Below are 20,422 nucleotides of genomic sequence, written 5' to 3'. Positions count from 1 at the left end.
ACTGCCAAGAGAAGATTCCGGCATTTCCCCTATTTGCCGAGGACAGAGCCTAAAAAAGCAGGCGTTCAAGCCTGCTTGCGTGTCGGTAACTTACATCGCCAGCGCTTTTTCCACCGCACCAACGAGTTTCTTGTCGTCCGGCGTCACCTTGCTGGGGAAGCTTTCCACCACTTTACCGTGACGGTCGATCAGGTATTTATGGAAATTCCACGCTGGGGTCTTGCCCGTCTGTTTGATCAGATCCACGTACAGCGGATTCGGCGCGGGGCCGGAGACCACCGATTTGGCGAACATGGGGAACTTCACGCCATAGGTGTTGTAGCAGAAATCGGCGATTTCCTTGCTGTTGCCCGGCTCCTGCTTGCCGAAATCGTTCGACGGGAAGCCCAGCACCACCAGGCCCTTGCTGCCGTACTTGGCGTACAGCGCCTCAAGCCCTTCATATTGATTGGTAAAACCACAATAACTGGCCGTATTGACCACCAGCACGACCTTGCCCGCGTACTGGCACAGGTTTTGCGGCGCTTCATCCTGCAGGCGGTTGAAGGTCTGCTTGAGGATGGCGGGACACGCGGCCGGTGCGGCGACGGCGGTTGCGGCGGCATGGGCCGGCATGGCCAGGCTGGCGCCGGCGGCAAGGGTGGTCAGCGCAAACAGCTGGGCAAGGGTCTTGGACATGAAGGGCACCATGGTCGAAAAGGAAAAAAACCATTCTATGCCAAACGCCGCGCACGCGTACAAGACGAACAACAACACAGATAGCTTGAGCGACATCAACGACCGTGCAGTACTTGCCCAGCGCACAGTTTTTTTACCTATGCTCGGCCTTCCTGCCCTTGCCCTGTGGAGTTGCCATGCCCTTCCCATACCTGACCGTATTGCCCACCGCCCTGCTGGCCGCCAGCCTCGTCACCCTGGCGCCAGGCGGCGCGCACGCCGCCAAGGCCGCCAAAGCCGTCAAGCCCGCCGCGACCAGTACCGCCCCCGCCCTGCCCGGCTACCAGGCCGACCTGAGCCAGACCACCGTATCCGGCCTGTCCTCGGGCGGCTTCATGGCGGCGCAGTTTGCCGTCGCCTACTCGGCCACGGTGGCCGGCGCCGGCATCATCGCGGGCGGCCCGTATTTCTGCTCTGGCCAGCCGGGCCGCTTCCCCTACATTCCCTACCTGACGAATGCCCTGACCACCTGCATGAATCCGGGCAGCGCGCAGGTGGCGCCGCCCGTCGCCAGCGAATTGCTGCGCGCGGCAAACGATTTTGCGCGCGCCCGACTCATCGACGACACGGCCAACCTGAAACGCCAGCGCGTGTATCTGTTCAGCGGAACGAAAGACCAGACCGTGACGCGGCCGGTGGTGGAGCAGGTGGAAAAATTCTATCAACTGGCGGGTACGCCGGCGGCGCAAATCCGCTTCGTCGATACGGTCGGCGCGGGCCATGCCATCATCACCGACAGCAACGCCGACAAGCCCTGCGCCGTGACGGAATCGCCCTTCATCAACGACTGCGACTTCGTGCAGGCGCGCGACATCCTGCAGCACCTGTACTCCGAGCTGCAGCCTTCGTCGACCACCCTGACAGGCAAGCTGATCACCTTCAACCAGCGCAGCTTCATCCAAAGCGCGTACTCGAGCATGAACAATACGGGCTACGCCTACATCCCGAAAGCCTGCGACAGCGAGAGCTGCCGCGTGCACGTGGTGTTCCATGGCTGCCTGCAAACGACGCAAGCCATCGGCGACCGTTTCTATGCCAGCACCGGCTACAACCAGGTGGCGGACGCCAACAAGATCATCGTGCTGTATCCGCAGGCCGAACCGAGCCCCGTCTACCCGTACAACCCGAAAGGCTGCTGGGATTTCTGGGGCTACACCAGCATCAATCCGATCAACCCGGATTTCTACCGCAAGAGCGGCACGCAGATGGCAGCGGTCAAGGGCATGCTGGACAGGTTGGCTGCGCGCCGCGGCTCACGCTAGGCGGCCTTAGATACCGCCCATGCAAATGTATTTGATAACAAGGTAGTCCTCGATACCGTAGGTCGACCCTTCACGGCCCAGGCCCGATTGCTTGACGCCGCCGAAGGGCGTGATCTCGTTCGAGATCAGGCCCGTGTTGACGCCGACCATGCCCGTTTCCAGGCCTTCGGCCACGCGCCAGATGCGGCCGATGTCGCGCGAATAGAAGTAGGCGGCCAGGCCGAATTCCGTGTTGTTCGCCAGGGCGATCACTTCCTCGTCCGTCTTGAAGCGGAACAGGGGTGCCAGCGGGCCGAAAGTTTCCTCGGTGGCCACGCGCATGTCGTTCGTCACGTCGGCGATGATGGTCGGCTCGAAGAAACCATTGCCCAGCGCATGGCGCTTGCCGCCGGCCAGCAGGCGTCCTCCCTTGCCCAGCGCGTCGGCCACGTGCTCTTCCACCTTGGCGACGGCCTTGGCGTCGATCAGCGGGCCTTGCGTGACGCCCGCTTCGATGCCATTGCCGACTTTCAGTTTGGCCACGGCGGCCACCAGCTTGTCGGCAAACGCGTCATACACGCTGTCCTGCACGTACAGGCGGTTGGCGCAGACGCAGGTCTGGCCCGCATTGCGGTATTTCGAGGCGATGGCGCCTTCCACGGCCGCGTCCAGGTCAGCGTCGTCGAAGACGATGAACGGCGCATTGCCGCCCAGTTCCAGCGACAGTTTCTTGATCGTCGGCGCGCACTGCTCGGCCAGCAGGCGGCCCACCTGGGTCGAGCCCGTAAACGTCAGCTTGCGCACGATGGGGTTCGACGTCATTTCGCCGCCGATGTCTTTCGGCGCGCCCGTGACGATGCTGAACACGCCCGCGGGCACGCCCGCGCGCTCGGCCAGCACGGCCAGCGCCAGTGCGGAAAACGGCGTCGCTTCGGCCGGTTTCAAGACCATCGGGCAGCCGGCGGCCAGGGCCGGGCCGACTTTGCGGGTGATCATCGCGGCAGGAAAATTCCATGGCGTGATGGCGGCGCACACGCCGATCGGCTCCTTGGTGATGACCAGGCGGCGGTCCGGCCACGGCGATTGCAGGGTATCGCCCGCGACACGCTTGCCTTCTTCGGCAAACCACTCGATGAACGAGGCGCCAAACTGCACTTCGCCCTTCGCTTCCGGCAGGGGCTTGCCCTGCTCGGTGGTCATGATCAGCGCCAGGTCGTCGGCATTTTCCAGGATCAGGTCATGCCAGCGGCGCAGCACGGCCGCGCGTTCCTTGGCCGTCTTCTTACGCCAGGCGGGCCAGGCGGCATTGGCCGCCTCGATGGCGCGGCGCGTCTCGGCTGCGCCCATCAGGGGCACCGTGCCGATATGCTCGCCGGTGGCGGGATTGCTCACATTAATCGTCTTGCCACCATCGGCGTCCATCCAGGCTCCATTCACGTAAGCCTGGTGACGCAACAAGGTAGGATCTTTCAACTGCAGCATATGGATCTCCGGTCTGGTTTGAATTATCGACGAGGGATACTATGCCACAGCGCGGCCGATTCCGCAGGCGCAGCGCTGAACTGCCCTACCCTCTACTCGACCTTGAAAGACGACAGTTTCGGGTCCGGCGGCGGATAGGCAAGCTTCATGCCCTGCAGGGTTTCCAGCAGCAGGGACGCGACCACCAGGTTGCGCTGGGTCTTGGAATTGGACGGCACCACGTACCATGGCGCGTGGTCGGCATCCGTTTCGCGGATCGCCGTTTCATAGGCGCGCTGGTAGCCATCCCACTTCTTGCGCTGGGCGATATCGTTGGGATCGAACTTCCACTGGCGGTCTGGATCGTCGAGTCGCTCCTGCAGCCGTCCGCGCTGCTCGTCCTTCGAGATATGCAGGAAGACTTTCAGGATGACGGTGCCCGTTTCGCTCAGCATGCGCTCGAAATCGCGGATCTGCGCGTAGCGGCGCTGGCATTCGGCCTTGTCGATCATGTCCTGCACGCGCGTGATCAGCACATCCTCGTAATGGCTGCGGTTGAAGATGGCGATCTCGCCCTTCACGGGCACGTGCTGGTGCACGCGCCACAGGTAATCGTGCGCCAGTTCGATATCGGTAGGCCCCTTGAACGCCACGGCGCGGATGCCCATCGGGTTGATGTCGCTGAAGATGGCCTTGACCGTGCCATCCTTGCCCGACGTGTCCATGCCCTGCAACACCAGCAGCACCTTCTTTTTGTGCTGCGCATACAACATGCTCTGGCACTCGGCGATCTGCGCCGTCAGCGCCACGGTTTCCTCGCGGTCCAGGGCCTTGCACTGGGCTGGCGTCAGCTTCTTGTTCGCCGCCTTGGTGGCTGCGCCCAGCAGGCGCTTGCCGGCGAAGTCCTCGTTCAGCTCAAAACCCTGCCCGGCACGAAATTGCGTGCGCGCCTTCATGCCGCCAGCACCAGCTTGCGGTGCTCGATTTTTGTGCAATGGTCCATCACCACGTCCAGGCCCGCCGCCCGCGCCAGCTGCGCCGCCTGCTCGTTGACGACGTCGAGCTGCAGCCACAGGCAGCCGGCCTTGACGGCGATGGCTGCCTCGGCGATGGGCAGGATATCCTCGGGCTTGCGGAAGCAGTCGACGATGTCGATGCGCGCCGGCGCGACAGCCGCCGCAGCCTGCGTCAAGGTGGCGTAGGCGCGCTGGCCCAGCACCTCGCGCCCGGCGAGGGCCGGATTGACGGGCAGCACGCGGTAGCCCTGCCGCAGCAGGTAGTCGGCCACTTCATGGCTGGCGCGTTCGGGCTTGTCGGACATGCCGACGATGGCGATGATGCGGCTCTCTTGCAGGATACGGGCGATATTGGACATATTCTGTTCGTGGTTGGGCGTGCGACATTGCCCGCCTAGCGTAGCAGAATTATCCGGCGCAGGGAGCTATCCAGAAGTCCTGGAAGTCCGCACGGCCGCCATCTTTGCCACGAAGGCCTGCGCGCGCGCCGTCACAGCCGCGTAGTCTCCCGTGGCGCCCGGGCCACTCAGGCTGCTGCCGATGCCCACGGCTACGGCGCCGCTGGCAAACCATTCGTCGAGGTTCTCCACCGTCACGCCGCCCGTGGGCATCAGCGGCGCTTGCGGCAAGGGCGCGCGCAGGGCCTTGATGTAGGCGGAGCCGAACATCTCGGCGGGGAAGACCTTGACGATGTCGGCGCCCGCCTGCAGGGCCGTGACGATCTCCGTCGGCGTCATCGCCCCCGGCATGGCCAGCACCTGGTAGCGCTGGCACAGCGCGATGGTCTCCACGTTCACGCCGGGCGAGATGATGAACTGGGCGCCGGCCAGGATGGCGGCGCGCGCCGTCTCCGTATCGAGCACCGTGCCCGCGCCCAGCAGCACCTCATGACCATGGCGTTCGCGCAGGGTGCGCAGCACGCCCAGGGTGTCGGGCGTGGTGAACGCCACTTCCAGCGCCGTGACGCCGCCGGCGATGCACGCCTCGGCGATCTGCACGGCCGCATCGGGTGAACCGGCGCGCACGATGCCGACCATGCCCCGTTCGAGGATGCCATTGAAAACTGTGTGCTTCTGCATCTGCTCTCTCCTGTCAGGCCGGCAGCGCGCCAAAGCGCACTTCCGGCAAACCGCGCACACCCACCTGGCGCGCATGAAACAATCCCCCGGCCAGCGGTTCGCTTTCCAGCTGGGCCGCGCTCAAGCTTTCCTGCGCCGTCGTGACGAACAATTCGTCGTAGTGCGGGCCGCCCAGGCTCACGCAGCTGGGCTGCGAGACCGGCAAGGCGATCGCGCGCTCGACGCTGCCGTCCGGCGCGAAGCGCAAGACCCTGCCGGCGCCCCACTGCGCGCTCCACAGGTGGTCATCCGCATCGATGGTGGCGCCGTCGGCGGCGCCCGGCCCCGGATCGAGCACGGCAAACACGCGCACCCGGCTGGCGTCGCCCCCCAGGTAATCGTCCCAGCGGTAGATCGCCTTCTTCATCGAATCGCAGAAGTACATGGCCGCGCCATCGATGCTGAAGCAGATGCTGTTCGAGATGGCGATCGGCGGCAGCGGCAGGCGTTCCAGGCTCAAATCCAGGTTGAGGCGGTAAAAGCTGCCGATGGCATCGCGGCACGGGCGTTCATCGAGCGTGCCGAACACAAAGCGTCCCTGGCGGTCGCAGCGGCCATCGTTCAGGCGCGTCATGGGCAAGTCCCCCTCCACCGTGTGCAGGGGCGTGACGGCCCCGCTGCGCGCGTCAAACCAGGCCAGTCCGGAGGCCAGTCCCAGCAGCAGCACGTCGTCGCTGTGCGTCAGCGCGAAGCAGGCCAGGCGCTCGGGCATGGCCCAGCTCTGGCGCTCGCCCGTGGCCAGCACCAGCGCATGCAGCTGGCAGCCCTCGATATTCGTCCAGAAAACGCGGCCGCTGCGTTCGCACCAGCGCACGCCCTCGCCGAGAAAATTCTGCGCATCGACCAGTAATTGGGCCCGTGTCCCCATGTCTGTTCCTTCTTTCAATGTGATTCCCGCGGCACGGCCGAACCCCTGCAGCCGACGAGGAAATCGAGGTCAGCGCCTTCATCGGCCTGCGTCACGTGCTTGATGTACATAGCCTGGTAGCCGCCCTTCATGGCCGGCGGCGGTGCGCTCCACTCAGCGCGCCGGCGCGCCAGCTCGGCCTCGTCGACGTCCAGGTGCAAGCGCCGTCCCGCCACGTCGAGTTCAATCATGTCGCCATCGCGCACCAGGGCCAGCGGCCCGCCCACGGCCGCTTCCGGCGCCACGTGCAGCACCACCGTGCCGTAGGCCGTGCCGCTCATGCGCGCATCCGAGATGCGCACCATGTCGCGCACGCCCTGCTCCAGCAGTTTTTTCGGCAGTCCCATATTGCCCACTTCCGCCATGCCAGGATAGCCCTGCGGACCGCAATTTTGCAGCACCATCACGCAGTTGGCATCGATATCGAGCGCGGGATCGTCGACGCGTTTTTTATAATGCTCGATGCTGTTGAAGACGACGGCGCGGCCACGGTGCTGCATCAGCTCCGGCGAGGCGGCCGAAGGCTTGATGACGGCGCCGCGCGGGGCCAGGTTGCCATGCAGGACGGCGATGCCGCCCTCGTCCTTGAACGGCTGCGCCAGCGGCGTGATCACCTCGGGATTGAAGTTTTCCGCTTCGGCCACGTTGACGGCCATGCTGGCGCCCGTGACGGTGAGCGCCTCGCCATGCAATTTTCCCAGCAAGTCGCGGATGATCACGGGCAGGCCGCCCGCATAGTAAAAATCTTCCATCAGGTACTGGCCCGACGGCATCAGGTTCAGCAGGCAGGGAATGTCGCGCCCCAGGCGGTCCCAGTCGCCCAGGCGCATGTCCACGCCGATGCGCCCGGCGATGGCCAGCAGGTGGATCACGGCATTCGTCGAGCCGCCGATGGCGCCGTTGACCATGATGGCGTTTTCAAACGCTGCACGCGTGAGTATCTGCGACAGTTTCAGGTCTTCATGCACCATGTCGACGATGCGCCGGCCCGTCAGCTGCGCCTGCAGCTTGCGGCGCGCATCGACGGCGGGAATGGCCGCGTTGCCGGGCAGGGTCACGCCCAGCGCTTCGACCATGCTGGCCATGGTGGACGCCGTGCCCATGGTCATGCAGTGGCCAGCGGAGCGCGACATGCACGATTCGGCCTGCTTGAATTCGTTTGAGGTCATGCGCCCGGCGCGCACGTCTTCGGAGAATTTCCACACATCCGTGCCCGAGCCGATCGGTTTGCCGCGGTAGTTGCCATTCAACATGGGGCCGCCCGACAGCACAATGGTGGGCAAGTCCACGCTGGCCGCGCCCATCAGCAGGGCCGGGGTGGTCTTGTCGCAGCCCGTCAGCAGCACCACGCCGTCGATCGGGTTGGCGCGGATCGATTCCTCGACATCCATGCTGGCCAGGTTACGGAACAGCATGGCCGTCGGGCGCAAATTCGTCTCGCCCAGCGACATGACGGGAAATTCGACGGGAAAGCCGCCCGCTTCGAGCACGCCGCGCTTGACCATCTCGGCCAGATCGCGGAAATGGCCATTGCAGGGCGTCAGCTCGGACCAGGTATTGCAGATGCCGATGACGGGACGGCCATCGAAGGCGTCGCCGGGATAGCCCTGGTTCTTCATCCAGCTGCGGTGAATGAAACTGTCCTTGTCGTCGCCGCCAAACCACGCTTGCGAACGCAAGGGACGCTTGTTCTTGTTGTCACTCATACTGTCTCCTGCGGGGAAATCAAGCCGCGCGCGGCGGCGATCAGCAGCGCGCCGTGACCGGCCAGATTGGCTTGCTGCTGGTCGTCGACGATGATGCGCTTGCCATAAAAAAATCCGTGTTCTTCGATCAGCAGCCCGAGCGCCTGGCGCAGCATGGGCTTGCCCGTAATGACGAGCGGCGTATCGGGCCGCATCTGGATGGCGGTGCTGTTGCGCAGCGCCAGCAAGTCGCCGCTGAGGACGGCCCCCATCAGGAAATTGGCCCGCTCATTGCACTCGACGGCGCTGAACTGGCCCAGCGTGCGCACGCTGAAACAGGCGCGCGCCAGCCCCGTTTTTTGCGCCGCGGCCGCGCCGGCCAGCAGCATTTTCGGCACCAGGGTCTGCGCAAAACCGCCATCGACCGATTGCTTGATCAGGGTGTGCTGCGTGATCGCCTGCAGCAGCTCGCCCGCGATGGTGGTGCTGCAGCCGAGGATGCGGCGCTGCTCGTCCACGCTGATCAATTTGGTATGCGAGCCGGGCATGATCAGGGTCGCCGCACCGCGCAATTGCAGGCGCTCGAGCAGCGCGACGACTTCCGTCTCTTCGCCGCGCATCATGTCCATCGCCTCGACGTTATGCAGGCCGACGGCGCCATGCTGGTTGCGCACGCCGGGAATCAGCCACAGGGGCTGCGCCAGCACATCGGGCAAGTCCACCGCCTGCATGCCTTGCGCCAGCTGGGCCAGGCCGGCGGGCGCCGGCACGTGCGGCACTTCCCGCACCCCCATGGGCGAAGTGATCATGCCCGACGCCAGCGCCAGGTCCACCGCGGACGGCGCGATGCCCGCGCTGGCCAGCACGCTGGCGATGGTGTCGCGCAGCGCCTGTTTCAGCGCGCCGTTATGGCCATCGATGGCGGTATTGCGCACGCCCGTTTCCAGCTGCGCCTGGGCGACGACGGCGCCTGCGCGCCACAGCAAGGTACGCGTATTGGTGGTGCCGGCATCGATGGTGAGTATGTTCATGGGCAGGTTCGCAGCGTCGGTAAGGGCAAAAATAAATGAGGAAAAACTACGCCATGGTAGAACTGCCCTGCATATCTGACCAATCACTTATTTGACATCATTGATACCGGTTCGGATATGTCAAACGCGTCGATATCCTGCACGCCCAGACGGTAGGCGAGCGTGAAGCGCATCACCTGTCCCGGCTGCACTTCCACGCCCTGCGCCAGCAGGGAAAAACAGCGCGCATCGGAATACAGGTGGCAGCTGTCCTGGGTACTGGAAAAACGCAGGATCCGGCCGGAAGCGGGATCGGCAACCCGCGCCGCTTCGCGCAGCTGGCCGCTGCCCGTCCAGTAAAAGTCATGCCGGAATCCCGGTAAGTTCACCAGCGCGGGCCAGGCCAGGCGCGACGCGAGCGGCGCCGCCTGGCGGAAGTCGAACGCGCTGCCCGCCACATCGCGCGGAGAGTCGCCCGCACAGCCGCCGGACCCAGGCCGGTAACGGTCGGCGGCCAGGCGCAGTACATGGTCGCCCACAGCTGCGCGGCGGCCCTGCAGATTGAAGCGGGGAGCAGAAAGCGCGAAAAAGGAAAGCGTATCGGCCGTGGCGGCGCAATCGAGGTGCAGACTGCCATCGTCGTCAAACCGGTAGGCCAGGCGCACCGACAGGCCATCTTGCGCCAGGTACAGCAGCAGGTGGCCATCGGTTGGCGGCGCGCACTGCCAGCCTGTGGGCGTGCGCGCCGCAGGGGGCGCCATGCCCAGCACATCGGCCAGGCGGCCATAACGGTCGGGCGCCCACCAGGCCCGCACGCTGGCATCGTGCGCGTCGATGGCCACGCGCATGCCGCGCGCATTGCGCAGCAGATGCATCACGGCGCCTGCCCGGGGGCTGGCGGTGGCCGGCTGCGCTGCTGGAATTCGCGCGGCGTGCAACCAAGTTCGCGCTTGAAGACGGCATGCATGTACTGCACCGTCGTAAAGCCGCAACGCACGGCCACCTCGGCCACTTGCCCCGGCCCGCGCGCCAGCAGGGTCTTGGCCGCATCGAGCTTGAAATGCAGGATTTCATCGTGCACGCTGCGCCCCAGTTCATGGCGGAAGTGCGCTTCGAGCGAAGAGCGCGACACGCCCACGTAATCGGCCACCTGCTCCGTCTTGATGCCCTGGCAGGCGTACTGGCGGATGAAATGGCGCGCCTGCATCACCTGCGGATGCTGGAAGGGCTGGTGGCGCGTGGAAGCGAGCACGTTCAGGCCGGCCGGCGGCACCAGGATGCGCGTGCCGGACAGGCGCGCGCCGTTCAGCATCTGGTGCAGCAGATGCGCCGCCGTGCGGCCCATTTCCTCCGTGCCCTGGATCACGGAACTGAGCGGAATGCGCGTGAGCATGCGCGCCAGCGGATCGTTGTCGATGCCGATCAGGGCCACTTGCTCCGGCACGGCGATGCCCGCATGCATGCAGGCTTGCAGCAGCTGGCGCGCGCGCGCGTCGCTCACGGCGATGATGCCGACGGGTTTTTCCAGGCTGTTGAGCCAGGCGATCTGCTGCTCCACCGCCTCGTCCCACGAGGGCGCGCTGGTGGCGACGCCCCGGTACACGTCGGCGCGCATGTGGTCGCGCGCCATCAGCGCGCAAAACGCCGTTTCGCGCTCCTGCGCCCAGCGGTTGACATCGGCCTCGGGCAGGCTGAAACAGGCAAAGCGGCTCAATCCCGCTTCCACCAGGTGTTCATAGGCCAGCTTGACGATCTTGAAATTATCGGTCGCCACATACGGGATGCCGGCCGGGTAGTCCTCGGCGCGCGCATACGAGCCGCCCACGGCCACCACGGGCAGCCGGCTGTGCGCCAGCGCCGCGCAGACGGCGGGATCGTCGAAATCGGCGATGATGCCGTCGCCCTGCCAGCGCTCGATGCCGGGCAGGCGGCAGCGAAAATCCTCTTCCAGGAACAGGTCCCACGACACGCGCGTGGTGTTCAGGTAGGCGGCGATGCCCGCGATGATGTCGCGGTCGTAGATCTTGTTCCCGTTGAACAGCAGCGCGATCCGGTGCGCGGTCGGAAGTTTCATGGTGTCTCCTCGCGTGCCAGATGTGTTCACGGCTATCTGCGTCCGGCACGCGTGCTGACATCGACCCACACGGCGAGGGTGAGGATACTGCCTTTCACGATCATCTGCCAGTAGGTGTCCACGTCCAGCATGGACATGCCGTTATCCAGGCTGGCCATGACCAGCGCGCCGATCAGGGCGCCGTACACGGTGCCCGAGCCGCCGCGCATCGAGGTGCCGCCGATGAAGCAGGCGGCGATGGCATCGAGTTCGCTGAAGGTGCCGGCCGAGGGGGAACCGGCCGCCAGGCGGCCCGTGTTGATCAGCCCCGCCAGCGCGCACATCAGGCCCATGATGCCGAAGATCCACAGCTTGACGGCTTTCACGTTGATGCCGGACAAACGCGTCGCTTCCATATTGCTGCCGACGGCGTAGATGCGCCGACCGAACACGGTCTGGCTGGTGATATAGCTGAACAGTCCCAGCAAGGCCAGCAGCAACAGCACGGGCAGCGGGATGCCTTCATAGCCGTTCAGGGTTTGCACGAAGGCGTACAGCACGGCGCCGATGACGGCCAGGCGCAGGCCGTCGGCCCAGGGCGCCGTCTGCGGCAAACCATGCTGCGCGCGGCTGGCCCGCGCGCGCCACGTCAGGAAGGCGGCCAGCAGGAACAGGCCGATGCCCAGCACGATGCCGGGCAAGGCGGGCAGATAGCCCTGCCCCAGGTACACCATCGGCTCGGAGACGGGCGCGATCGTGATGCCGCCCGTGATGCCCAGCAGGATGCCGCGATACGCCAGCATGCCGCCCAGTCCCACGATGAAGGACGGGATGCCCCGGTACGCCGTCAGGTAGCCGTTGAGCAGGCCGATCACCAGGCCGCAGCCGAGCACCGCCGCCAGGTTCAGCGCCAGCGGCCAATGCTGCGTCACGTCCAGCACGGCGGCAATGCCGCCTAATAGTCCCAGCAGGGAGCCGATCGACAGGTCGATCTCGCCGGCGATAATCACCAGCACCATGCCGCAGGCGAGGATGCCGGTGACGGACATCTGGCGCAGCAGGTTCGACAGGTTGCGCGGCGTGAGGAAACTGCCCTCCGTCTTCCACGAAAAGAAGGCCCAGATCAAGGCGACTGCGATCAACAGGGCCAGCATCTTGTATTGGGTGAACAGCTGTTTGATACTGTGCGGTTTCATGCTGCGGGTTCCTTGTTTGCGGTGTTGGCGGCGGGCGCCGGGCGCTGGTCCAGCGCCGCCGCCAGCACGGTTTCCTGGCTCAGGCCATCGTTGATAAAGTCGCCGCGCAGGCGGCCTTCGCCCATCACCAGCACGCGGTCGGACACGCCAAGCACTTCGGCCAGTTCCGACGAGACCATGATGATGGCCACGCCCCGGTCGGCCAGCGCCAGCATCAATTTGTAGATTTCATATTTGGCGCCCACGTCCACGCCGCGCGTGGGCTCGTCGAGGATCAGCACGCGCGGGCGCGTCAGCAGCATCTTGGCCAGCACGGCCTTTTGCTGGTTGCCGCCCGACAGGCTCGTAATGGGCAGCGACGGGCTGGCCGCCTTCAGTTCCAGCTGGGTGATCTCGCCGCGCACGGCCGCCAATTCCGCCTCGCCATCGATGCGCGTGGCGCGCGCGAATTGCTCCAGCACGGCCAGTGTGATGTTCTGCCCCACGTCGAGGTCGGGCACGATGCCGTGGTGCTTGCGGTCTTCCGGCACCATGGCCAGGCCCATGGCAATCGCCTTTTGCGGCGAGCAGGTATCGATTCTCCGGCCATCGAGCCACACTTCGGCCTGGTACGGCCCCTGGTAGGCGCCGAACAGGGCCGAGACGAGCTCCGTGCGCCCCGCCCCCACCAGGCCGGCGATGCCGAGGATTTCGCCCTTGCGCAGGGTGAATGACACATCGTCGACGCGCTTGCGCTGCGGGTTGTCGGCGTCGATGCAGCTCACGTGGCGCGCCTCGAACAGTACCTCGCCGATGGCCGCCTTTTTCTCCGGCGCGCGCTGCGGATACAGCTGGCTCATTTCGCGGCCCACCATCTGCGCGATGATGCGCTCGACGTCCATCTGCGCCATCGGCGTGGTGGCGATATGCTTGCCGTCGCGGATGACGACGATGGTGTCGCAGATGGCCGCCACTTCATCGAGCTTGTGCGAAATGTAGATGCAGGTGACGCCCTTGGCCTTCAGCGCGCGCAGAATATCGAGCAGTACGGCGATTTCCGACGCCGTCAGCGACGACGACGGCTCGTCGAGTATCAGCAGGCGCGCATTCTTGTTGAGCGCCTTGGCGATTTCCACCAGCTGCTGGTGGCCGCCGCCGTAATTCATCACGGGCTGCGCCACGTTCAACTCGGGAATTTTCAGCTCGCGCAGCAGCTCGTCGGCGCGCTGGTACATGGCCGCGTAATGCATGCGCCCACCGGGCAGGGTAAGCTCGCGCCCCATGAAGATATTTTCGGCCACGGACAGCTGCGGCACCAGCATCAGTTCCTGGTGGATGATGATGATGCCCGCGTCTTCCGTGTCGCGGATCGATTGCGCGCGCAGGGGCTGGCCATTCCACAGGATGTCGCCATCCCAGGTGCCGTGCGGGTACACGCCCGACAGCACCTTCATCAGGGTCGACTTGCCGGCGCCGTTCTCGCCGCACAGGCCGATGCACTCGCCGGCCCGCACCTGCAGGTCGATGCCGTCAAGCGCGCGGACACCGCCAAACTGTTTGACGATGCCTTTCATTTCAAGCAGATAGTCGGACATTCTTGCTCTCGTTGCTGATACGGGGAAAAATGTCGGATGACGCTACGCTAATCCGACCTACCGGTAAATACGGGTAGGTCGGCTTAGCGCATAGCGCGGAACCCGACATGACACAGGCGATCAATTACCGAGTTGCGCCTTGGTGTAGAAGCCGTCATCGACGAGAATGTTCACGTTCGCCTTGGTCAGCGGCGTTGGCTTCAACAGCACCGTGCTGACTTTTTTCAGGCCATTGTCATAGCTGGAGTTGTAGGCCGGCTTTTCATTGCGCGCCAGTTGCACGGCCAGTTTGGCCGCTTCCGAAGCGATGGTTTTCAAGGGTTTGTAGACGGTCATCGACTGCGTGCCGGCGATGACGCGTTTCACCGCCGCCAGATCGGCGTCCTGGCCCGAAACGGGCACCTTGCCGGCCAATTTTTGCGCGGCCAGGGCCTGGATGGCGCCGCCGGCCGTGCCGTCGTTCGAAGCGACGATGGCGTCGATCTTGTTGTTATTGGCCGTCAGCGCATTTTCCACGATGGACAGCGCTTCGGTGGCGCTCCAGTCCTTCACCCACTGCTGGCCGACGATCTTGATGTCGCCCTTGTCGATGAACGGTTTCAGTATCTTCATCTGCCCTTCGCGCAGCATCTTGGCATTATTGTCGGTTGGCGAGCCGCCCAGCAGGTAGTAATTGCCCTTCGGTTGCAGCTTGGTCACGCCTTCGGCCTGCATCTCGCCCACTTTCTCGTTGTCGAACGAAATGTACGCGTCGATATCGGCGTTCAGGATCAGGCGGTCATACGACAGCACCTTGATGCCGGCCTTTTTCGCTTCCTTGACGGTGTTGTTGAGGACCGTCGCATTGAATGGCACGATCACCAGCACGTCCACGCCGCGCGAGATCAGGTTCTCGATCTGCGAAATCTGGCGCTGTTCGCTGGCGTCGGCCGATTGCACGAAGACCTTGGCGCCCTGCTTTTCGGCGGCGGCGATGAAGAAATCGCGGTCGCGCGTCCAGCGCTCCACGCGCAAATCGTCGATGGAAAAGCCGATCTTCGGATTTTTCGCATCGGCCAGGGCGGCGCTGCTGCTCAATGCCAGCATGGCGGTCATGATGGCTGCACTGATGATCTTGTTCATTGTGTGTCTCCTTGTGGATTTTATTAACAACGTTTTTTCACTGCGGGTGCTGCTGAAAAATTTTATGTCTGTGGTGGTGTCGGGTTACGCGCGGAGCGCTAACCCGACCTACCCCGACCTGCCTGCTAATGGTTATGGCGTGGCAGCGTTTGTCCCACGGCGCGGTACTTCAGCGCCAGCTCCATGCAGGCGCCCGTTTCCAGCTGGCCCACGCTGGCTCGGTAGAGCTCCTGCCATGGCGTGGCGCTGTCATTGACGGGCGGCGGCAGTTCTTTGGCGCGGCGCGCCAGTTCCTGTGCCTCGACCAGCATGTCGCAGCGGCCCGCGTTCAAGTCCACGCGGATGATGTCACCCGTGCGCAGCAGCGCCAGGCCGCCACCGACCGCGCTTTCCGGCGAGGCGTTCAGGATCGAGGGACTGTCCGAGGTGCCCGACTGGCGCCCGTCGCCCAGGGTCGGCAGGTTCAAAATGCCGGCCTTCAGCAATGCATCGGGCGGCTGCATGTTGACCACTTCGGCCGAGCCGGGCCAGCCGACAGGGCCGGCGCCGCGCATGACCAGCATGCAGCTGTCATCGATAGCCAATGCCGGGTCGTTGATGCGTGCATGGTAGTCAGACGAACCGTCGAAGACGATGGCGCGCGCCTCGAACACGCCTTCGCTGCCGGGACGCGACAGGTAGCGCTCGCGGAAAGCGGGCGAGATCACGCTGGTCTTCATGATGGCGAAATCGAACAGATTGCCCTGCATGGCCATGAAACCGGCCTTTTCCTTCAGCGGCACGGCGAACGGGCGGATCATCTCGCGGTCCGCGCTCTCGCGCCCGGCCAGGTTTAGCGCCATGCTCTGGCCCGTGACCGTCAATCGATCCGCGTGCAGCAAGCCCGCCTGCTGTAACTCCCACATCACGGCCGGCACGCCGCCGGCCCGGTGGAAGCGTTCGCCCAGATACTTTCCGGCCGGCTGCATGTTCAACAGCAGCGGCACGTCGTAGCCGTGTTCCATCCAGTCGCTCGAATGCAGTTCCACGCCCGCATGGCGCGCCATGGCCATCAGGTGCGGCTGGGCGTTGGTGGAGCCGCCGATGGCCGCATTGACGATGATGGCGTCCAAAAACGCTGCGCGCGTGAGGATGCTCGACGGGCGCACGTCGTCATGCGCCATGCCGACGATGCGGCGCCCCGTTGCATAGGCGATCTGGCCCCGCTCGCGGTACGGCGCGGGGATGGCCGAGCAGCCCGTCAGGGACATGCCCAGCGCCTCGGCCAGCGCATTCATGGTCGACGCCGTGCCCATGGTGTTGCAGTGGCCGGCCGACGGCGCCGAGGCGGCGGCGATCTGCAGGAATTTGTCGTTGTCGATCAAGCCGGCGGACAGCTGGCGGCGGCCCTTCCAGATGGCGGCGCCAGAACCCACAAGTTCGCCGTCCATCCAGCCGTCGAGCATGGGGCCGCCCGACAACACAATGGCAGGAATATCCACCGTGGCGGCGGCCATCAATTGCGCCGGCGTGGTCTTGTCGCAGCCCGTCGTCAGCACCACGGCGTCGATCGGGTAGCCATGCAGGATTTCCACCAGGCCCAGATACGCCAGGTTGCGGTCCAACGCGGCCGTCGGACGGCGGCAGTTCTCGAAGATCGGATGCAGCGGGAATTCCATCGGGATGCCGCCCGCGTCGCGGATGCCGTCGCGCACGCGCTGCGCCAGTTCCAGGTGGATGCGGTTGCAGGGACTGATATCGCTGCCGCTTTGCGCAATGCCGATGATGGGCCGGCCCGAACGCAGCTCCTCGGCCGTGATGCCGTAGTTCATGAAGCGCTCCAGGTACAGCGCCGTCATGTCGATGTGCTCGGGATTGTCGAACCAGTCCTGCGAGCGGAAGCGCCGCGCCTGGCGATTGCTTGGGGTGCTCATGCGCCGTACCAGCCTGCGTCGACATAGTATTCGCGGCCGGCGCACTTGGCCGCGTTGTCGGACGCGAGGAACAGCGCCAGCGCCGCCACGTCTTCCGGCTCCACGCGCGTCTGCAGGCATTGTCCCTGCAGGATCACGGCTTCCGCTTCCGGCGTATGCCACAGCCGCTCCTGACGCGGCGTGCGCACGGCGCCGGGAATGATGCAGTTGACGCGGATGCCGTCGACGCCCAGGTCGCGCGCCAGCCCGCGCGTCAAACCCTCGATGCCGGCCTTGGCCGTCATGTAGATCGACAGGCGGGCTTGCGCCAGGTGCCAGGAAATCGACCCCAGGTTGAGAATCACGCCAGCGCCCTTGGCGCGCATGGCGGGCGCCACAGCCTGGGCGCAGAAATACTGGTGGCGCAGGTTGACGGCGATGCGCTCGTCCCAATAGGCGGGCGTGACGTCCTGCAGCTGGTGACGGTCGTCATTGGCCGCGTTGTTGATGAGGATATCCGTGGCGCCCGCGCTGTGTTCGATTTCGGCGAAGGTGGCGGCCAGGGTGCCCAGGTCCGTCAGGTCGCAATGGCGGAACACGGGCGGCTGCGGCAGGTGCGCCAGTTTTTCCTGCAGCGCCAGCGACGCCTCGCGGGCGATGTCAAGAAAAGTGACGTGGGCGCCCTGGCGCGCGAACGCTTCGACGATGGCCACGCCGATACCGGTGCCGCCGCCCGTGATGACGACGCGCTGGCCTGCCAGACTGGGATAGATTGCGTGTTGCATGGTGTCTCTCTTCTTAAAAAAATCGGATCAAAGCAGGCCGCGTTGGCCCAGGTTCTGGTACAGCGCGCGCACGCCGAACGTCCAGGGGGCGATCGCATCACAGCGCTGCACTTCGTTGACCAGCGCGCCCAGCGCGGCGCTGGCAATCGTCACGCGGTCGCCCAGGTGGTGCGTAAAGCCGCCGCCCTGCGCGCCGCGGTCCTTCACGGGCGAGAACATGGTCCCCAGGAACAGCATGAAGCCGTCCGGATACTGGTGGTACTGGCCTGCCGTCTGGCGCACCAGGTCGAGCGGATCGCGGCTGATCTCGCGCATGAAGCTGGCGCCTTCGAGCACAAAGCCGTCGTCCGCGCCTTCGATCAGCAGCGACACTTCCGCCTGGCGCACGGTGTCGAGCGTGAAGTGTTCGTCGAACAGACGGATGAAGGGGCCGATGGCGCAGGAGCCGTTGTTATCCTTGGCCTTGCCCAGCAAGAGGGCGCTGCGCCCTTCGATGTCGCGCAGGTTGACGTCGTTGCCCAAGGTCGCCCCCAGCACCTGGCCGCGGCTGTTGACGGCCAGGACGATCTCCGGCTCCGGGTTGTTCCAGGCGGACGATGGCAGCAAGCCCACCTGCTCGCCGCAGCCCACCGACGACATCGGCTGCGCCTTGGTAAACACTTCCGCATCGGGGCCGATGCCCACTTCCATGTATTGCGACCAGGCGCCGCGCTGCTGCAGCTGCTGTTTCAGCCGCTGCGCCGCCTCCGAGCCCGGCTGCAGGGCCGACAAGTCGCTGCCCAATGTCATTTGCAGTGCGGCGCGCAGGCTCGCCGCGCGTGCCGCGTCGCCGCCCGCCTGTTCCTCGATCACCCGTTCGAGCAGGCTGACGGCGAAGGTCACGCCGCATGCCTTGACGGCCTGCAGGTCGCACGGCGCCAGCAGCAATGGCTCGCCGGCCGGCGCGGCCAGCGCCTGCTCCAGCAGCGCCTGCACGGGGCCGAGCGCGACACCGGGCGCATGGCGGGCGATATCGAGCGCATCGCTGCGTTCGAACAGCTCGGCCACCGTCGCCACCGTCTGCGTGATGTCGACCACCTCGCCGCCGCGCACGGCGACGACGCAGGGGCCGTCATGCCAGATGCGGCCGATGAGGAGGGCCTGCGCCAGATCGGCGGGCAACAGGGAGGCGGGGGAAATCGGCTGCATGGCAAGCTTTCAAAGGGTCGGGACGGGATGGCTGGTCTTCAAGTTCGAAGCGATTCTGCGCGCCGCCCTGTGCCGCCGCAATTACGAAAATCACCAAATTGAATGATGATTATTGGTATTGCAGTGCACCAAAAAAAGCCGCCGCCCGGCCCCCGTTTCCGCCTTGCCGGCAGGCGGGAAGGCGCGGCATGGCGCATTGCATCAATTGGTCTATCGATATCGTTTTGGATATCACCAATGCGAAAAAAGTGATTGGTGAGGGATGGATGGACAAACTAGTATCAGCCGTGGCCTGCAATCGGCTATCCGCACGGAGCCCGCCCACTGGACGACGGCCCTGGCACATTCAACTATCGAAGACGGTGGAGACCTGAAATGAAAACAACAATGAAAATGCTGACCGCGAGCCTGGCGCTGGCCATCTCCGGCATGGCAGTAATGCCCGTGGCAAGCGCCGCCGACAAGGGCGCGATCGGCATCTCGATGCCAACCAAGTCATCCATGCGCTGGATCGCCGACGGCGACAACATGGTCAAGGTATTCAAGGAGCGCGGCTACAAGACGGACTTGCAGTTTGCCGACGACGATATCCCGAATCAGCTGGCGCAGGTGGAAAACATGATCACCAAGGGCGCCAAGGTGCTGGTGATCGCCGCCATCGACGGCACCACCTTGTCGAACGTGCTGCAAAAGGCGGCCGACAAGGGCATCAAGGTCATTTCGTATGACCGTTTGATCCGCGGCACGAAAAACATCGATTACTACGCCACCTTCGACAACTTCCAGGTCGGCGTGCTGCAAGCGGGCTATATCGAATCGACGCTGAAACTCAAGGAAGGCAAGGGTCCGTTCAATATCGAACTGTTCGGCGGCTCGGCCGACGACAACAACGCGCACTTCTTCTACAACGGCGCGCTGTCGGTGCTGAAACCGTACATCGACAGCGGCAAGCTGGTGGTGCGCTCGAAGCAGATGGGCATGGAAAAGGTCGCCACCCTGCGCTGGGACGGCGCCGTGGCGCAGGCGCGCATGGACAACCTGCTCAGCGCCTACTACGGCAATGCGCGCGTCGACGCGGTGCTGTCGCCGTATGACGGCTTGAGCATCGGCATCCTGTCCTCGCTCAAGGGCGTCGGCTACGGCACGCCGAAACAACCGTTCCCCGTCGTGACGGGCCAGGATGCGGAAATCCCGTCGGTGAAATCGATCATCCGCAGCGAACAGGCATCGACCGTGTTCAAGGACACGCGCGAACTGGCCAAGGTGACGGCGAACATGGTCGACGCCATGATGTCGGGCAAAGTCCCGACCGTCAACGACACGAAGACCTATAACAACGGCGTGAAAGTCGTGCCGTCCTATCTGTTGAAACCGGTCACCGTCGACAAGGTGAACTGGAAGCAGGTGCTCGTCACCGGCAGCGGCTACTACACGGAAGCGCAAGTGAAATAAGCATC

At 64.7% G+C, this 20,422-nt stretch carries 18 protein-coding genes; 2 read left to right on the top strand and 16 right to left on the bottom strand.

What is annotated here, in order from left to right; all coding sequences use genetic code 11:
- Nucleotides 1-90: 90 nt before the first annotated feature.
- Entirely contained in the window at nt 91-678 is a 588-nt protein-coding gene (locus tag AC54AF_RS19225) for a glutathione peroxidase (RefSeq protein WP_496637805.1), read from the bottom strand.
- 176 nt (nt 679-854) lie between these two features.
- Between AC54AF_RS19225 and AC54AF_RS19220 the strand changes: the two genes are divergently transcribed.
- Nucleotides 855-1,979 (top strand): extracellular catalytic domain type 2 short-chain-length polyhydroxyalkanoate depolymerase, encoded by a 1,125-nt coding sequence (locus AC54AF_RS19220; protein WP_496637804.1) that lies wholly within the window; start codon nt 855-857, stop codon nt 1,977-1,979.
- Nucleotides 1,980-1,985: 6 nt separating this feature from the next.
- Here AC54AF_RS19220 and gabD read toward each other — a convergent pair whose 3' ends face one another.
- The 15 genes from gabD to AC54AF_RS19145 all read right to left on the bottom strand — a co-directional run bounded on the left by gabD (nt 1,986) and on the right by AC54AF_RS19145 (nt 18,965).
- A complete protein-coding gene (gene gabD / locus AC54AF_RS19215) occupies nt 1,986-3,440 on the bottom strand; it encodes an NADP-dependent succinate-semialdehyde dehydrogenase (RefSeq protein ID WP_496637803.1) in 1,455 nt (484 codons plus the stop codon).
- A gap of 92 nt (nt 3,441-3,532) precedes the next feature.
- Entirely contained in the window at nt 3,533-4,375 is an 843-nt protein-coding gene (locus tag AC54AF_RS19210; protein ID WP_496637802.1) for a PPK2 family polyphosphate kinase, read from the bottom strand.
- Entirely contained in the window at nt 4,372-4,794 is a 423-nt protein-coding gene (locus AC54AF_RS19205) for a CoA-binding protein (protein WP_496637801.1), read from the bottom strand. The genes AC54AF_RS19210 and AC54AF_RS19205 overlap by 4 nt, the downstream gene beginning before the upstream one ends.
- A 66-nt stretch (nt 4,795-4,860) precedes the next feature.
- A complete protein-coding gene (locus tag AC54AF_RS19200; protein WP_496637800.1) occupies nt 4,861-5,514 on the bottom strand; it encodes a bifunctional 2-keto-4-hydroxyglutarate aldolase/2-keto-3-deoxy-6-phosphogluconate aldolase in 654 nt (217 codons plus the stop codon).
- A gap of 13 nt (nt 5,515-5,527) precedes the next feature.
- On the bottom strand, nt 5,528-6,421 hold the full coding sequence (locus AC54AF_RS19195) for an SMP-30/gluconolactonase/LRE family protein (RefSeq protein ID WP_496637799.1): 894 nt from the start codon (nt 6,419-6,421) through the stop codon (nt 5,528-5,530).
- Between the two features lie 14 nt (nt 6,422-6,435).
- A complete protein-coding gene (gene araD, locus AC54AF_RS19190; RefSeq protein ID WP_496637798.1) occupies nt 6,436-8,166 on the bottom strand; it encodes an L-arabinonate dehydratase in 1,731 nt (576 codons plus the stop codon).
- Nucleotides 8,163-9,176, bottom strand: coding sequence for a 2-dehydro-3-deoxygalactonokinase (locus AC54AF_RS19185; RefSeq protein ID WP_131686855.1), 1,014 nt, complete (start codon nt 9,174-9,176; stop codon nt 8,163-8,165). Before AC54AF_RS19185 ends, araD begins: the two co-directional genes overlap by 4 nt.
- 83 nt (nt 9,177-9,259) lie before the next feature.
- Nucleotides 9,260-10,030, bottom strand: coding sequence for an aldose epimerase family protein (locus tag AC54AF_RS19180; RefSeq protein WP_496637797.1), 771 nt, complete (start codon nt 10,028-10,030; stop codon nt 9,260-9,262).
- Entirely contained in the window at nt 10,030-11,229 is a 1,200-nt protein-coding gene (locus tag AC54AF_RS19175) for a XylR family transcriptional regulator (protein ID WP_496637796.1), read from the bottom strand. The genes AC54AF_RS19180 and AC54AF_RS19175 overlap by 1 nt, the downstream gene beginning before the upstream one ends.
- A gap of 32 nt (nt 11,230-11,261) precedes the next feature.
- Nucleotides 11,262-12,404 carry an ABC transporter permease subunit gene (locus AC54AF_RS19170; RefSeq protein ID WP_131686858.1) on the bottom strand — a complete coding sequence of 381 codons (1,143 nt, stop codon included), beginning with the start codon at nt 12,402-12,404 and terminating at the stop codon, nt 11,262-11,264.
- Nucleotides 12,401-13,978 (bottom strand): D-xylose ABC transporter ATP-binding protein, encoded by a 1,578-nt coding sequence (gene xylG, locus AC54AF_RS19165; RefSeq protein WP_496637795.1) that lies wholly within the window; start codon nt 13,976-13,978, stop codon nt 12,401-12,403. Before xylG ends, AC54AF_RS19170 begins: the two co-directional genes overlap by 4 nt.
- Nucleotides 13,979-14,098: 120 nt before the next feature.
- On the bottom strand, nt 14,099-15,073 hold the full coding sequence (xylF, locus tag AC54AF_RS19160; protein WP_496637807.1) for a D-xylose ABC transporter substrate-binding protein: 975 nt from the start codon (nt 15,071-15,073) through the stop codon (nt 14,099-14,101).
- Between the two features lie 152 nt (nt 15,074-15,225).
- Nucleotides 15,226-17,013, bottom strand: a complete 1,788-nt coding sequence (locus AC54AF_RS19155; RefSeq protein ID WP_496637794.1) for an IlvD/Edd family dehydratase — start codon at nt 17,011-17,013, stop codon at nt 15,226-15,228.
- A complete protein-coding gene (gene xylB / locus AC54AF_RS19150; RefSeq protein WP_496637793.1) occupies nt 17,010-17,777 on the bottom strand; it encodes a D-xylose 1-dehydrogenase in 768 nt (255 codons plus the stop codon). The genes AC54AF_RS19155 and xylB overlap by 4 nt, the downstream gene beginning before the upstream one ends.
- A gap of 27 nt (nt 17,778-17,804) precedes the next feature.
- A complete protein-coding gene (locus AC54AF_RS19145; RefSeq protein WP_496637792.1) occupies nt 17,805-18,965 on the bottom strand; it encodes a fumarylacetoacetate hydrolase family protein in 1,161 nt (386 codons plus the stop codon).
- A 429-nt stretch (nt 18,966-19,394) separates the two neighbouring features.
- Between AC54AF_RS19145 and chvE the strand changes: the two genes are divergently transcribed.
- Nucleotides 19,395-20,417: a multiple monosaccharide ABC transporter substrate-binding protein gene (gene chvE / locus AC54AF_RS19140; protein ID WP_496637806.1), complete on the top strand. Its 1,023-nt coding sequence runs from the start codon at nt 19,395-19,397 to the stop codon at nt 20,415-20,417.
- The last annotated feature ends 5 nt before the right edge of the window (nt 20,418-20,422 follow it).

The sequence above is a fragment of the Janthinobacterium sp. JF4 genome (assembly GCF_059617925.1).
The sequence above is the reverse complement of the archived record's forward strand: the minus strand, read 5'-3'. Positions and strand labels throughout refer to the sequence as shown.

Excerpts from the sequence above, each read along its gene's own strand:
- xylF (WP_496637807.1), bottom strand. The coding sequence starts at position 15,073 with ATGACCGCCATGCTGGCATTGAGCAGCAGCGCCGCCCTGGCCGATGCG.
- AC54AF_RS19155 (WP_496637794.1), bottom strand. The coding sequence starts at position 17,013 with ATGAGCACCCCAAGCAATCGCCAGGCGCGGCGCTTCCGCTCGCAGGAC.
- gabD (WP_496637803.1), bottom strand. The coding sequence starts at position 3,440 with ATGCTGCAGTTGAAAGATCCTACCTTGTTGCGTCACCAGGCTTACGTG.
- xylB (WP_496637793.1), bottom strand. The coding sequence starts at position 17,777 with ATGCAACACGCAATCTATCCCAGTCTGGCAGGCCAGCGCGTCGTCATC.
- araD (WP_496637798.1), bottom strand. The coding sequence starts at position 8,166 with ATGAGTGACAACAAGAACAAGCGTCCCTTGCGTTCGCAAGCGTGGTTT.
- AC54AF_RS19175 (WP_496637796.1), bottom strand. The coding sequence starts at position 11,229 with ATGAAACTTCCGACCGCGCACCGGATCGCGCTGCTGTTCAACGGGAAC.
- AC54AF_RS19180 (WP_496637797.1), bottom strand. The coding sequence starts at position 10,030 with ATGCATCTGCTGCGCAATGCGCGCGGCATGCGCGTGGCCATCGACGCG.
- AC54AF_RS19195 (WP_496637799.1), bottom strand. The coding sequence starts at position 6,421 with ATGGGGACACGGGCCCAATTACTGGTCGATGCGCAGAATTTTCTCGGC.
- AC54AF_RS19185 (WP_131686855.1), bottom strand. The coding sequence starts at position 9,176 with ATGAACATACTCACCATCGATGCCGGCACCACCAATACGCGTACCTTG.
- AC54AF_RS19200 (WP_496637800.1), bottom strand. The coding sequence starts at position 5,514 with ATGCAGAAGCACACAGTTTTCAATGGCATCCTCGAACGGGGCATGGTC.
- AC54AF_RS19210 (WP_496637802.1), bottom strand. The coding sequence starts at position 4,375 with ATGAAGGCGCGCACGCAATTTCGTGCCGGGCAGGGTTTTGAGCTGAAC.
- AC54AF_RS19170 (WP_131686858.1), bottom strand. The coding sequence starts at position 12,404 with ATGAAACCGCACAGTATCAAACAGCTGTTCACCCAATACAAGATGCTG.
- AC54AF_RS19205 (WP_496637801.1), bottom strand. The coding sequence starts at position 4,794 with ATGTCCAATATCGCCCGTATCCTGCAAGAGAGCCGCATCATCGCCATC.
- chvE (WP_496637806.1), top strand. The coding sequence starts at position 19,395 with ATGGCAGTAATGCCCGTGGCAAGCGCCGCCGACAAGGGCGCGATCGGC.
- AC54AF_RS19220 (WP_496637804.1), top strand. The coding sequence starts at position 855 with ATGCCCTTCCCATACCTGACCGTATTGCCCACCGCCCTGCTGGCCGCC.
- AC54AF_RS19225 (WP_496637805.1), bottom strand. The coding sequence starts at position 678 with ATGTCCAAGACCCTTGCCCAGCTGTTTGCGCTGACCACCCTTGCCGCC.
- AC54AF_RS19145 (WP_496637792.1), bottom strand. The coding sequence starts at position 18,965 with ATGCAGCCGATTTCCCCCGCCTCCCTGTTGCCCGCCGATCTGGCGCAG.
- xylG (WP_496637795.1), bottom strand. The coding sequence starts at position 13,978 with ATGTCCGACTATCTGCTTGAAATGAAAGGCATCGTCAAACAGTTTGGC.